This window comes from Lujinxingia litoralis (assembly GCF_003260125.1).
Lineage (GTDB): Bacteria > Myxococcota_A > Bradymonadia > Bradymonadales > Bradymonadaceae > Lujinxingia > Lujinxingia litoralis.
In genome coordinates this window covers 32841-46198 of record NZ_QHKO01000004.1, presented here as the reverse complement: position 1 = coordinate 46198, position 13358 = coordinate 32841, and the positions used below count along the sequence as shown (strand labels likewise).

The following is a 13358-nucleotide window of genomic DNA, read 5'->3' as shown; positions in this document are numbered from 1 at the left end:
GGGCTGTTAGCGGCAGCTCGCCGGGGTGGGTTGACCCGGCGAACCCAGGAGTGGGCCGGAGGAGAAGGTCTCGCGGTGGTAGCAGAAGTTGGCCGGGTCGCGCCCCGTGGTGGCTTCCGAGTGCAGGCCAAAGGCGACGTTTTCGCGAATCTCACGACTCGCCGTAGAGGCGCCGCTCGGATCGATGAGCGCTCCGTCTCGCCAGGCAACCTCGTCGTGAATCACAAATCCGAAGTCGCCCTCCAGCTCGATCATGCGCATGGAGCGCGAGAAGTTTGAAAGGCCGACCGGACGCCCCCAGCGTCCGAATTCGTAAGAGGCCGTCGGATCGAGTGTGTCTTTGATGTCGTAGTAAGCGTTGTTGCGTCGGTAGAAGACAAAACGCTCCCCGGGGCCGATGGGTTGGAGGGCTTCGACGATGGCGCGTTCTTTGGCGGTATCGATGACGCGGTCGATTTCGATGCGTTCGTTGGTCTCCAGGATCTCGATGACGATGACCCGCGGGTCGATGGCTCCCTCTCCCTGATTGAGGATCTCGATGTATTCGCCCAACTCCCGTGACTCTCCGGGGGGAGGTTCGGTGTGAATCATCAGTTCGGAGAAGACCAGTGCCGCGCGGGCCGGCGGGGCATCGACGTCGCCATCGGGATGGGAGGCGTCGAGTTCGGTATCGGCGTGGAGATCGGCGTCGGGTTCGGGGGCGCGATAAGGGTAGTCCTGGAGGTCGAAGGCCAGGTTGCAGCCCGAGTGCACGAGGGCGCCCAGAAGCAGGGCGGCCAGCGCTCTACCGGAAGAGGGCCGGGAGCAGTTGGGGGTAAGCTCGTGCATAGCGTCTGGTGAGGGCTGAGGCGTTCGATAAGGAAGATGTTGCCGGGGGCTCGAAGGGGAAGCCGAGCGTGCTTTGTGTTGTCAGCCTAAAACAGATGGGATAGGGTGTCGAGAAGAGCAGGCGCGCTGCCACCTGGATGACGCGCCGCTTGTCCCCGACACCAACAGGGTACCATGCTCGACCCAGGGCTGGAGGTTTCCGTGACGCGCTGCGGGCCCCTCGTCTGAGTTGCGCCGCGAGATCTTCTGACGTGGTGAGTCGGCATCGGTGAGTAGATTGATGAACAGGGAGCGAACGCCGCCCTTGCATATGAGGGCAGCGCGCTCCAGACGCCTCCACAGACCAGGCGTCAGCGCGAGGGCGAACCCGAGGGTTTGCCCCACACGATCGTAGACCCGGGGAAGGGCGCGCCACCCGCGCTAATGTGAGGTGGTCGGCTCCCCCGGATGAAGGTTCTAAACGAGCGACATACCGCCATATCGCCGCGTTGGCCTGGCGCGCTGCCTGTGTGCAGCGTCGGGGCCGCCTGTGGCGATCGACAGTGACCTTTCAGGCTCAGCACCGAGGAGAGGATGAGCGAAGAGGCCAACCAGAGCGCCCAGGACAACAACCCCGAAGGGGGCGGCAGCAGCAAGCGCCGCCGTCGTCGTCGCCGCCGGCGCTCGCGTAGCAGCAAAGGCTCCAATCAGACCCCGCAGACTCAGCAGAGCCAGCAAGAGGACTCGGCCGCTGCCAAAGATTCGGGCGGAAGCAAGGCGGTCGCTAAGAGCAAAGCGCGTCCCCGGAGCAACCGCAGCTCTCGGGGAAGCGCCCGGCGGAACAGCCGCAACCGCAGCTCGGGCAAGCGACGTCCGCGCAAGAAGACGCCGGTGCGCAAGCTCAAAACCCCCGAGAGCAAGCTCGGTGGTCGCGAGCCGCTGGTCGATCTGAGCGCCGCGCCTCAGCAGCGCGGTCCGGTGGAGCTGACGCCTTTTGAGCTCTTCTGCGCGTACCACTGCGGGATCACCGATAACAACAATTACCGCCAGCAGTCGCTGCGTGAGGTGGCCCGGCGCTTCAATAAGCCGGTCCCGGAGATGGAGCAGGCGCTGCGCGACTTTGGGCTCGATAAAGAGACGGTCAAGCGTTCGCGCTTTGATATCTCGCTCTGTCACCTCGATATGAAGGTGGCTCCCGAGGGGATCGATAAGCGCGAGTTGGCCCGGGTGCTCTTCGACGAGTTTTTGGAGGAGACTCCGAAAGCGCGGGAGCGCGTGGAAGCGTTTGAAGCCGAAGCCAGTGGCGAGTGATGGGAGCGGGAGATTTCGGTGGCAGCGGCGTTGGATGTGTGTAGGATTGCCCTTGCGCCCCGACTAGACCCACCGAGTTCCCGAATTTGAGGTAGATGCATGGACCCCACTGAGAAGAGTGCCGGCGAGTCGATCGATTTGATCGCCGATGAGGATCTGCCCTACGGCGCGCCGACGACCCGGGAGCGCCCGCTCATCTTGCTGGCCGATGACGACAGCGAGCTTCGGGCGATGCTCAAAGCGCATTTCAGCCGCCGAGATTGCGATCTTTTGGAGAGCATGGATGGTGGTGAGGCGCTGGAGCAGATCATCTCGCACCGGCCCAACCTGGTCATCCTCGATGTGATGATGCCCGAGCTCACCGGTTGGGAGGTTGCCAAGTACGTACGGCAGCACGAGGTGTACGAGCATACCGGTATCATCATGCTTACCGGTATTGGGCCGACCAACAACGAGCTGACCAGCCCGCTCTTCGGGGCGGATGACTACATCGATAAGCCCTTTGACTTCACGGAGCTTCAAGAGAAAAGCGCCCGTGTGCTTGAGCAGCGTCAGTCTCCGCCGCTGCACTGAGGCGACGCAGTTTCAGGGTGACGTTCAAATAAAAGCCCCTCCGATACTCGGAGGGGCTTTTTGTGGTTTGGGGCTCAGGGGAGTTCGTCGAGCATGGTGCGGGCGCGCCGGTGATTATCGCTGGAGGGGGGGACCATTGTCAGGATCGTGCGACAAAGCGCGGCGGCGGCTTGAGGATCGCTGGCGCGCTGTCCGGCGGCGAGAATGTAGAGGCTGTTGGCTTCCTCCTCCAGCGCCAGGGCGAGCCGGCGGGTGGTGGGCTCGGTGGTGGAGAGCGCGCGGGCGCGGGTGAGCAGGGAGTAGGCGCGGGCGTAATTGTCGGCGGCCAGGGCCTGGTTCCCCTGTCCGGCAAGCGCGGCGGCGATGAGTTTGGAGGTGCGCTCGTCGTAATGACCGCTGGCCACGTTTCGGTCCGCTCGGCGGGCTTGCTGGAAGTGCTCCAGGGCCTGTCCGAAGTTGCTTTGAGCCAGTGCGTCTTCGCCGCGATTGATGGAGCGCTCGAAAGTGCGAATATCGTTGGCCGTACGTTCGGCGCGCTCTCCGGTAGCGCCGCCCGCACTCCGGGCCAGGGATTCGAAATGGGCTGCGGCTTGAGCGAACTTGCCCTGGCGGTAGAGGTTGAGGCCGGCGGTGAAGTTGGCATTGGAGGCAGCCGCTTTGGAGGTGCTGCCTGCCGCGGGCATGTCGGCGAATGGGTTGTCGAGCTCGGGCCGCGCGGGCTTTGAGGTGGGGCGGCGTGTCGACGAGGCGGCGTTGCTGCGGGATTGCGCGCGAGCTTGCGCCTGGGCCTGGGCTTGCGCCTGGGCCTGGGCTTGAGCTTCGGCTTCGGCTTTGAGTCGGGCTTCGGTGGCGTCGAGATCTTTGAGAAGCTGGCGCCCACCTTCGTGCTGGGGTGAGATCGAGAGAAGCTCCAGGGTTTCCTGACGACTTGTGACCCAGTCTTCGGCTTCAAAAGCGCGTCGGGCGCGTTCAAAGGTGCCGTGCACCTCGCCCTGACGGGCCAGGCGAATCAGCGATTGTGCTTCGCTGTGGTAGACGCTCTCGCGTGGGATGGCCTGAACCTCGGCGAGCAGCGCATCGTCGAGGGCATCGACCTTTTCGCGGGCGCGCTCCACCGTGGCCTGCGCGCGTTTCTCAACGTTGATGCGCTCAAGTTGGGCATCCACCTGGCCAAACTCCGGATCTGCCTGGGCGGCCTTTTCGAAGAGTGCGCGGGCGTCGTCCCACTGGCGGTGTTTGATGGCGTCGACGCCCTCCAGGTAGAGGGCGCGTGCGCCACTATCGACGTGCTGTGGTGCGGTGACCGCGGCGGGCTCGTCTTCGGAGAGTGCCAGGTGTGCGATAAGCCCGACCAGGGGCAGGCAGAGCAGGGCCGCGCCGACGGTTACTCCCACCAATACCTTGTCGAGGCGGCGGGGGGCCCGGCCTGCGACCGGTGAGGGAGCCGAGGCGGGGACGCCATTGGCGGTGCGTGTCGACGCCGCCGGGAGAAGCCTTCGCTGGCGACTTTCGGTGGGTTGTCCGCCGGGGATGACAAATTGGAAGATGCTCTGGCCGGTCTCAATGCGATCGCCGTGAAAGAGGTCGGCTTCGCGAACCTTGACGCCGTTGACCGCGGTACCGTTCACCGACATCAGATCGCGCACCATGAACGTGTCATCATGCTGCTGAATGATCTCGAAGTGCTTACGGCTCATGGAGAGGTCGGGCACCACGATGGAGTTGTCGGTGCCGCGTCCCACGGTGGAGCGCAGACGGTTAACCAAAAACTCCTGACCGGCGGTGGGCCCACTCAATGTGGAGATGCGGGGGCAGACCGGGTCCGATTCAAAAGGACTGGAGAAGACTTCGGTGGCCTGGGCGGCGAAGTCATCGGAGGGGTCGCTCGTCTTAGCCTGGCGGGAGGCGTTGCGCTGGCGGTCGCCGCGGGCGAGTTCTTCGACCGAGGAGAGCTGGGTGGACGCAAAGGGTTCGGAGTCGTGCGTGGCAACCGTGATCGATGCATCGCTGCGAGCGGCGGAAGGTGGCGCGTCGCCTGTCGCGAAGATGCTCTCGGCGATCTCAGTGTGTTCATCGTCGAGATCGTCGGTCGGTTCGAGGCTCTCGAGTGGCGAGTCCGCGATCTCGGTGGCCTCGCCGACAAAGGGCGAGTCTTCGTCCTCCTGGTCGGCGGCGCTATGAAGATCGAGCGGCGAGTCTGCGATTTCGGTAGCTTCGCCGACAAAAGGAGGATCATCGTCCTCCCGAGCTGTCGGTTCGAGGCTCTCGAGCGGGGAGTCCGCGATCTCGGTGGCTTCGCCGACAAAGGGAGGATCATCGTCCTCCCGAGCTGTCGGTTCAAGGCTCTCGAGCGGGGAGTCCGCGATCTCGGTGGCTTCGCCGACAAAGGGAGGATCATCGTCCTCCCGAGCTGTCGGTTCGAGGCTCTCGAGTGGCGAGTCCGCGATCTCGGTGGCTTCGCCGACAACAGGCGGGTCTTCGGGCGCGTCGCCCTCGGCGTCTGCGGAGTTCTCGGCGTCTGCGGACTCCTCGGGTTCGCCGGGATCCTGCTCCACCGGAGCGACCTGGTCGAGTGAGGGGGCCGACGTCTCCACCGCCTCGTCTTGTGACGCCTCGGAGGTCGGGGTGGCGAGTTCGGAGTCGAATGCGTGGCTGAGCATCGTTTTTCGCTGCGTGTCGACAGCGCGTGAATGCTCGTCGAGCGGGGCTTTATCGGCCTCACTCGCTTCGGGGTTGGTTTCTCGTGGCACTTCGATGGTGGGAGGAAGGGGGGTGTCGCTGAGGGGGGCGACGTCAGGGAGGGGGGGCGCGGCGGGGACCTCGGGTTCTTCTTTGGCCGCGGAATGTCGTGGGGGAGTTCGCTTTGCACTGAGCCCGCGTAGGCGCTCCGAGAGCGAGCCCGGCGGGCTCTTGGGGCGTAGCGCGCCCAGGCCCGGGAGGGTGTGTCGGGGAGAGGCCTGCGAGGAAGATGCTTCGTGCTCCTGTGCCGCGGGAGCGTCCTCGGACGGCGTGTCGCCCTCCACAGGCTTGTTCTCCGCGTCAGTCATGGGTCCTCAGAAACATGCCAGCAATTGATCTCAAGGCCTCGGGAAGGATAGCGTTGGCGCAAGAAAGGTGTCAATCCGGTGCCCCTTTTAAGGGAGCAATCACGGGAGTTGAAGTGTGAAACAACGAGGTTCACTGCGTACGCAGATGATCGCGGCCTTTGTGGTGCCCACGGTGTTGATCATCGGCGCGATGATCGCCCTGGCCTGGGTCAGCGCGGAGCGCGGCCTGGAAGAAGAGGTCGGTCGTCGGCTGATGGCCATTGGCCAGGGCGTCTCGGCCGAACTCAGCGAAGGAATCGACGCCGCACAACTTGAGCGGTTGGATGGCACGATGGAGCGGGTGCGAGCGCGTATGAGTCAGCGCCTGGAAGCGACCCGGGCGGCCACCGGGGCGCGTCGTCTGCTGCTCGTCAACGCCGAGTTGGAGAGCCTGGTAGATACTGAGCCCCGGGTGGGCTTTGGCCAGTCGATGTTTGAGCTGGAGACCGACCGCCTGGAGATTGAACGCAGTTTTGAGGACGGTCAGGCGCGCACCAGCCCGATGTTTCGGAGTCGGGATGGGGAGCGTCATAAAAGGGCCTTTGTGCCGGTGCTCTTGGAGGGCCGGGCGGTGGCGATGATCGTGGTCGTGGCCAGCGCCACCCATTTTGAGCTCCTGGGAGACTTCGGGGCGTCGCTCGCCGGGTTGGGGGTGTTCGGTGTGGGGATTGTGGTGGTGGTCGCGATCTTCTTTTCGGCCGGGCTTTTGCGGCCGGTGCGCCGTCTGGTCAGCGGGGTGGAGCGGGTGGCTCAGGGGGAGCTGACGCGCCCCCTGGTCAGCGTGGAGCATCCGGCGTCGGGGCCCCGGGAGATCGCCTTTTTAATGGGGGCCTTCGAAGACATGCGCCAGTCGGTGGTGGCCCGGGATGCGCACATGCGGATGATGCTCGCCGGCATCGCGCACGAGGTCCGCAATCCGCTGGGAGGCATGAAGCTCTTCTGCGGTCTGCTGCGCGAGGAGCTCGACCACGAGGGTGAGGACGAGAAGTTAAAGATGCTCGAGAAGATCGTGCGGGAACTCGATTATCTGGAGCGTGTGGTTACGGACTTTTTGGCCTTTGCGCGGCCGAGTGAGATTCGACCGGAGCGTTTTGAGGCTGCCGAGATGCTCCAGGAGATTTCCGAGTTGCTCGCGGGGGAATGTCTGCAGGTGGGGTGCACGCTCCACATTGAAGGGGCCGACCAGGTGGTGTGGACCGGTGATAAAAGCCGGCTGCGTCGGGCGGTGCTCAACGTGGTGCGCAATGCGTATCAGGCCAGCGGGAGCGGCGCGTCGGTGCGAGTGGTTGTCCAGGGCGACCAGGTGCAACGCTGCGTGGTGAGTGTGATCGATGAGGGGCCTGGTATTGAACCGGAGAAGTTGGCAGAGCTGAGCACTCCTTTTTTTACCACCCGGGAAAAAGGCAGCGGATTGGGACTCGCGTTGACGCGTCAGATCATTGAGAAGCACGGCGGAGAGTTGCGCATTGAGAGCCAGGTAGGCCGGGGCACCCGGGTGGGGTTGAGTTGGCCCTTTGATGAGAGCCTTGCGCAGACGTCTCCGCATCCGAAGGTGCCCGAGGGGTGGTTGGGTTGAACTTGGCGCGGGAGCGCCCGGGAGAATGAGTATGGCAAAGGTGTTGGTGGTCGAAGATAACGACACGCTGCGCGAGGGCGTGGTGCAGGTGCTTGAGCGTATGGGGCACACGGCGCTGGCGGCCTCCGGTGGGGTGAAGGGGCTTGAGATCTTCAGGCAGGAGCACCCGGAGCTGGTCATCACCGACCTGAAGATGGAGGGCGTCGACGGGATGCAGGTCCTGGCCGGGGTGCGCGAGGCCAGGCCGGAGGCGCTGGTGATCATGATCACGGCGTTTGGCAGCATTGAGACCGCGGTGGCGGCGATGCAGGCCGGAGCGTTTGATTTTTTGCCCAAGCCTTTTCCGCCGGACTTATTGCGGGCCAAGGTCAGCCGGGCGCTGGAGGTGGGGGCGGAGCGGGCCCGGGCCGAGCGCCTGGTCGAAGAGAACGCGATGCTTCGGGAAGACGCCGCGCGCGGATTTGATGAGGCCATTGTGGGTGACTCCGCGGCGATGGCGACCATATTGGAGCGGGTCCGGCGCGTGGCCGGCAGCGACTCCACGGTCTACATCCACGGCGAATCGGGTACGGGTAAGGAGCTGGTCGCGCGGGCCATTCATAAGGCCAGTGCCCGGGCGGCGGGGCCCTTTGTGAAGGTCAACTGTTCGGCGTTGGCCGAGAACCTGCTGGAGAGTGAGCTCTTTGGTCACGAGAAGGGGGCCTTTACCGGAGCGCATAAACGTCGGCTGGGTCGATTTGAATTGGCCGAAGGGGGGACGATCTTTCTGGATGAAATCGGCGATATTCAGCCGGCCACGCAGCTGAAGTTGTTGCGGGTTCTGCAGGAGCGCGAGTTCGAGCGGGTCGGTGGCGAGGCGACGCTAAAAGCCGATGTTCGGGTGGTGACGGCCACGCACCGGGATCTGCGGGCGGAGGTGGCTCAGGGGCGGTTTCGCGAGGATCTTTTCTACCGGCTGCATATTATTCCGGTGGAGCTTCCCCCGCTGCGCGCGCGACGCGAGGATGTGCCCGATCTGGCGGCGCATTTTGTGGAGAAGTTGGCCCGGCGTACCCGCTCCTCGGCCACGCGCATTGGGGCGGAGGCCATGGCGTTGCTCAAGCGTTATGAGTGGCCGGGCAACGTGCGGGAGTTGGAGAATGTGATTGAGCACGCGCTGGTCTTTGCCCGTGGCGAGACGATCGGCGTGGGGGACCTTCCACCGGTGCTGGGCGGGAGTCGGGGGGCGGCCAGTGGTGTGGATCTGGCGGCGGTTGAGGCCTCCAGTCTTCCCGAGGTGCTGGAGGAGTTGGAGCGTGCCTTGATTGTCGCGGCCCTGGAAAAAGCCGGCGGCGTGAAGGCGGAGACGGCACGCTTGTTGGGGATTAAGTCCAGCGCGCTCTACTACAAATTGGAAAAATACGGGGTGGAGTCGGCCGACGAGGAGTCTTCGCACGGATAAAGAGGCGTACTTGACCGGCCCCGGGACCGGTGATTAGTGTGCGGCCAGCCGCCGCCGGCGGCCATTGGGTGTGGGTGAGAATTCTCAAAAGGTATGCAGAACGCAAAGGTGACTTCATGAGCAAGGTCGACTTGAAAGGGTACGGCATCGACGGTCCCCAGGTGTTGCGAAACCCCAGCGTAGCTCGCCTCTACGAGATGGCGATTCAGAACGATCCGGGGGCGGCGATCGCCTCAAGTGGAGCGTTGATGGCCTTCTCCGGTGAGAAGACCGGACGTAGCCCCAAGGACAAGCGCCTGGTGCGCGAGGCCACCAGCCAGAACGACATCTGGTGGGGCGACGTCAACATCGAGATGAGCCCCGAGGAGTTTGCACAGAACCGCAAGTCCGCCATTGAGTACCTCAACGATCGTCCGGTGCTCTACGTGATCGACGGCTACGCCGGCTGGGATAAAGAGCACCAGCTCAAGGTGCGTATTGTGTGCGCGCGTGCCTATCACGCGCTCTTTATGCACAATATGCTGATTCGCCCGAGCGCCGAGGAGCTGGAGAGCTTTGGCGAGCCGGATTATGTGATCTTCAATGCCGGAAGCAGCGCTGCCGACCCGGCGCGGGTCAAGTCGGTGACCTCCAAAACCAGCGTGGCGCTGAACTTTGAGCGTGGCGAGTTTGTGATTCTGGGAACCGACTACGCCGGTGAGATGAAGAAGGGCGTCTTCACCATCATGCATTACCTGATGCCCAAACGAGGCGTGCTCTCGATGCATTGCTCGGCCAACCAGGGCAACGAGCGCGGCGATGTTTCGCTTTTCTTCGGGCTTTCGGGCACCGGGAAGACGACGCTCTCCACCGATCCGGCGCGCGCGCTGATCGGCGACGACGAGCATTGCTGGACCGACACGGGTGTCTTCAACATTGAGGGCGGGTGTTACGCCAAGACGATCGATCTCTCGCAGGAGCAGGAGCCGATCATCTACGATGCGATCCGCTACGGCTCGGTGCTGGAGAACGTGGGCTACGATCAGGAAACCCGCGAAGTTGACTACTCCGACAAATCGATCACCGAGAACACCCGCACGTCGTACCCGATCGAGTACGTGCCCGGCGCCCAGATTCCCTGCGTGGGTGGGCATCCCAAGAACATCATTTTCCTGACCTGCGATGCGTATGGGGTGCTGCCGCCGGTGAGCCGGTTGACGCCGGAAGCGGCCATGTACCACTTCATCAGCGGGTACACCGCCAAGGTTGCCGGCACGGAGGTGGGCGTGACCGAGCCCATCGCGACCTTCTCGGCATGCTTTGGCGCGGCGTTTTTGGTGTGGCACCCGATGCGCTACGCCGAGCTTCTGGCCGAGAAGATGCGTCAGCACGGCGCCAACGCCTGGCTGGTCAACACCGGCTGGACCGGCGGGGCCTACGGGACGGGCAAGCGCATGAAGCTGAAGTACACCCGTGCCATCATTGATGCCATCAACACCGGCGCGCTGGCCGAGGCGCCGACGGTGCTCGATCCCTACTTTAAGCTCGACGTCGTCACGCAGGTGGAAGGGGTGCCCTCCGAGGTGCTGGTCCCTAAACAGACCTGGGCCGATGGCGAGGCCTTTGATGCCACTGCGCGCAAGTTGGTGGGGCTCTTTGAGACGAACTTTGAGCAGTACGCCGATCAGGCCGGGGAGGCGATTCTCAAAGCAGCGCCCTCGCTGAAGGGCTAAGCCCCCCCGGGCTTGATAGCTTAGTTTGAGGTGTTGGAGAGCGCCGCTTCCTGTGTGGAGGCGGCGCTCTCGAAGCTCTGGCGCGTCGCTTCGAGGGCCCGGGTGATGCGTTCGGGTTGGAGGCGAGGCAGCTCACTGGCGAGCAGGGTATCGCGGTGGGCGCGTAGCGCCTGCGCAGAGCCCTCGCTCTGGGAGGCGATCTGGGGCGCGTAGTCCGCCAACATTTCGGCGGTGCGCTTCATCTCCACCGGGGTCATCGGACCGACCCTGGCGAGCGCACGCGCCTTTAAGAGGGGCAATTGCCGACGAGCTTCGGCGACCTCCCAGTCTCCCAGATCGCCGCGGGTCAGGTGCTCCTCAAGCTCAATGATGGCCGGGTCGAAGGGATCGAAGGTCGCCTGGGCCCGGGGGCTTTCGTGCTGGATCGACATGTCGACCCGGGGAAGCACGAGGGAGAGGAGAATGAGGATGGCGCAGGCGGTCCAGATCCAGCTGGCTTTGATGCGTACAGGCATGAAGACGTCGGGTTAGAAGGGGCGGTCAGAGGCTCAGCGGGCATCCCAGCGGGCCACGAGCTCACGCTGGTAAACCAACATCGCGCCCAGACTCTTTCGGCGCAGGTGGTCGACGCGCTCGCTGGCCTGTTGCCACTGCGCCACAAATGCGTTGAGCCAGGTGTGCTCGAGTCGTCCTTCCATGACCGGAGTGAGGTCGATCAGAGGTTCGGCGAGTACGCGTTGGCGCAGGTTCTCGTGGGCGTCCACGCCGTGCATCTCGGGCAGGGGTAGCTCCGGGTGCAGGGCCTGGTAAAAGGTGGCGTGGGTGCCGACCAGGGTCTCGAAGATCCATTGTAGGGCGTCGTCGTCAAGTTGAGTTTCGGAGACCAGGTGGGTGACCCGGGCCAACGCAGGCGACTGGTGACGCATCCAGCGGGCAAGCTGCTGGAGGTGATCGTGAAAGAGGTAGCGCTGGCGGAGTTCCGTGGCGAGTGCCGGGTCCAGACGGCTGGCGATGACCAGGTGGGCGTGCATCAGGTCGGCATCGAGCTGAGCGAACCAGCGGCGCTCCTTCTCCGGGTCACGCTCGCAATCGACTCCGGGAGGGCAGGGCTGGGTGGTGGCCGGGCTGCGCAGGGGGCGAGCGTGTCCCTGGGCGGCGACGGGCTGGCGGATCAGGTGAGGGAGCTGGCGCTCCAGGCGGGCGCTGGCCTGATCGAGCGTGGGGCCGATGAGCTCGTGGAGCCACTGCGCGATCTCTGCGTCGCTGCTCTCTTCGTGCTCGGCGGCGGCAAAGACCTCGTCGAGGTTGCCGAACTCCACGTAGCGATGTCCAAAGACCACGCTCTCGCGGGGGCTGAGCAGGATCTCGTCGTGCTCCCCGGCCAGGTGGCGCTGCAGAGAGTCGGCGGAGTGCGTGGGAGCAGGGTCGCCGAACTCGGCGGCGTTGTAGGTGCGGGTCAGCGCCTGGCGCAGGTTCTCGGGCGTCTCGAAGAGGGTCCAGGCGGAGCGCTCGTCAAAGGAGGTGCGTTCGTAGCGCATACGGGCGTGGGCCTCACGCACGTGGTGGGGCGGGTGCGAGTCGAAGAGGTCAGCGCGCTCCTCGGTATGCTGCGGATCGAAGACCCATTCAAAGCGTGTCGGGTCGGTGGGAAGTGTGGGAGGTTGCCCGAGTGTCGGGTCGCCGAGGCGCTCGCGCATGGCGTCCATCAAGGCGCTGTGATGCACAAAAAAGTCGTTGGTGCGCATGCCCTGGTCGGCGGCCTGTTCCAGGTCGTAGCGGGTCTGAGAGTAGCAGCGGTCTGCCCAGTCGGCGCGTTTGAGCGCGTGGATCAGGGCATCGCTCCCGGTCAGGCGCACGGCCACGCGGTCGGCATGAAGTTCCATCTGACGGCTCACCGAGGCGTCCAGGCGCTCCAGCGCAGCGAGTGCGCGGCGAGCGATGGCACGCACCAGGCGCGTGGCCAGCTCCAGGCCAAAGGGGATGCCCAGGCCGCGGTGCCAGCGGGTGCGTGCGCGTGCCAGGGCCCGGTCGATCGGGTCGTGGCCCTCGACCAGTTGGCGCAGCACCTGGGCGACCACGTAGACGTAGTGGCTCAGGCGCATGGAGCGCTGGGAGAAGTGCCCCAGTTCGTGGGCCAGCACCGCCTCCAGCTCGGTTCGATTCAGGGTGTTGATCAGCCCCAGTCCGATGAGCAGATTTTTGCGCACCGGGAAGATCAGGTTGAGCAAGGAGGTGTCATAGAACACCCCGGCGTTGACCTGGGGGCAGGCGTAGACCTTGTGTGGCAGGGGCGCGCCAGCACGTCGGCTCAGATCGGTGAGAAAGCGAAAGAGCTCGGGCTCGTGTTCGGCGTTGAGTTCGATGAACTGCGAGCGATCGACGGTCTGGCGGTGAAAGAGCCCTTTGATCAGCACCAGGGCCAGGGGCAGAAAGACCGTCAGGGTCAGCGCGCCTAAGAGCCAGTCGTCGAGGTGAATAGGGCCGCTTAAGGCGTGCTTGACCACGACCACGCTGGCGGCCACGCAGAGAATCAGCGCACCGAAGTACAGGGCCAGAAGCCCGATGAGTGCAGCCGCGAGCAGGCCTACCCGGATAAGGTAGGCGCCGTTGAGTTGCAGGGCGTGCCGGGGCACGCGGACCGAGTGGCTGTCCGAAGCGTGGACGGCCGGGGCAAAGAAGTGGAGCCAAGAACGATTCATGAAGACCTCCCAAGGGCTGACTGAACGTCCCACCTGGGAAAGCCCACCTGATAAAGACCGGACCTCAGGGCTTTCGGTCTAGCTCGTCTAACGGCCTGCGAACTAGGAGTGGATTACAACTCGGCTGGAAAATTACCAGCGGAGTGTAAGTAT

Annotated in this window: 9 protein-coding genes; 5 read left to right on the top strand and 4 right to left on the bottom strand. The window is 64.3% G+C overall.

Features of this window, described 5'->3' with window-relative positions:
- Window positions 1–6: 6 nt before the first annotated feature.
- Window positions 7–828 carry a hypothetical protein gene (locus tag DL240_RS09825; RefSeq protein ID WP_111729718.1) on the bottom strand — a complete coding sequence of 274 codons (822 nt, stop codon included), beginning with the start codon at window positions 826–828 and terminating at the stop codon, window positions 7–9.
- A 573-nt stretch (window positions 829–1401) separates the two neighbouring features.
- On the opposite strand from DL240_RS09825, the gene DL240_RS09820 reads away from it, so the two are divergent.
- Both DL240_RS09820 and DL240_RS09815 read left to right on the top strand, forming a co-directional pair.
- Window positions 1402–2118 (top strand): hypothetical protein, encoded by a 717-nt coding sequence (locus DL240_RS09820; protein WP_111729717.1) that lies wholly within the window; start codon window positions 1402–1404, stop codon window positions 2116–2118.
- 99 nt (window positions 2119–2217) lie between these two features.
- On the top strand, window positions 2218–2691 hold the full coding sequence (locus tag DL240_RS09815; RefSeq protein WP_111729716.1) for a response regulator: 474 nt from the start codon (window positions 2218–2220) through the stop codon (window positions 2689–2691).
- Window positions 2692–2765: 74 nt separating this feature from the next.
- Here DL240_RS09815 and DL240_RS09810 read toward each other — a convergent pair whose 3' ends face one another.
- Window positions 2766–5738: an FHA domain-containing protein gene (locus tag DL240_RS09810; RefSeq protein WP_111729715.1), complete on the bottom strand. Its 2973-nt coding sequence runs from the start codon at window positions 5736–5738 to the stop codon at window positions 2766–2768.
- A 115-nt stretch (window positions 5739–5853) separates the two neighbouring features.
- On the opposite strand from DL240_RS09810, the gene DL240_RS09805 reads away from it, so the two are divergent.
- The 3 genes from DL240_RS09805 (at window position 5854) to pckA (ending at window position 10506) form a co-directional block, all read left to right on the top strand.
- Window positions 5854–7353, top strand: coding sequence for a sensor histidine kinase (locus tag DL240_RS09805; protein ID WP_146618222.1), 1500 nt, complete (start codon window positions 5854–5856; stop codon window positions 7351–7353).
- A 31-nt stretch (window positions 7354–7384) separates the two neighbouring features.
- On the top strand, window positions 7385–8794 hold the full coding sequence (locus tag DL240_RS09800; RefSeq protein ID WP_111729713.1) for a sigma-54-dependent transcriptional regulator: 1410 nt from the start codon (window positions 7385–7387) through the stop codon (window positions 8792–8794).
- 116 nt (window positions 8795–8910) lie between these two features.
- Entirely contained in the window at window positions 8911–10506 is a 1596-nt protein-coding gene (gene pckA, locus DL240_RS09795; protein WP_111729712.1) for a phosphoenolpyruvate carboxykinase (ATP), read from the top strand.
- A gap of 20 nt (window positions 10507–10526) precedes the next feature.
- Here the strand turns inward: pckA and DL240_RS09790 are convergent, their stop codons facing one another.
- A complete protein-coding gene (locus DL240_RS09790) occupies window positions 10527–11021 on the bottom strand; it encodes a hypothetical protein (RefSeq protein WP_111729711.1) in 495 nt (164 codons plus the stop codon).
- 33 nt (window positions 11022–11054) lie between these two features.
- Complete coding sequence (locus DL240_RS09785) at window positions 11055–13205, bottom strand: M48 family metallopeptidase (protein WP_111729710.1); 2151 nt, start codon at window positions 13203–13205, stop codon at window positions 11055–11057.
- Between the last annotated feature and the right edge of the window lie 153 nt (window positions 13206–13358).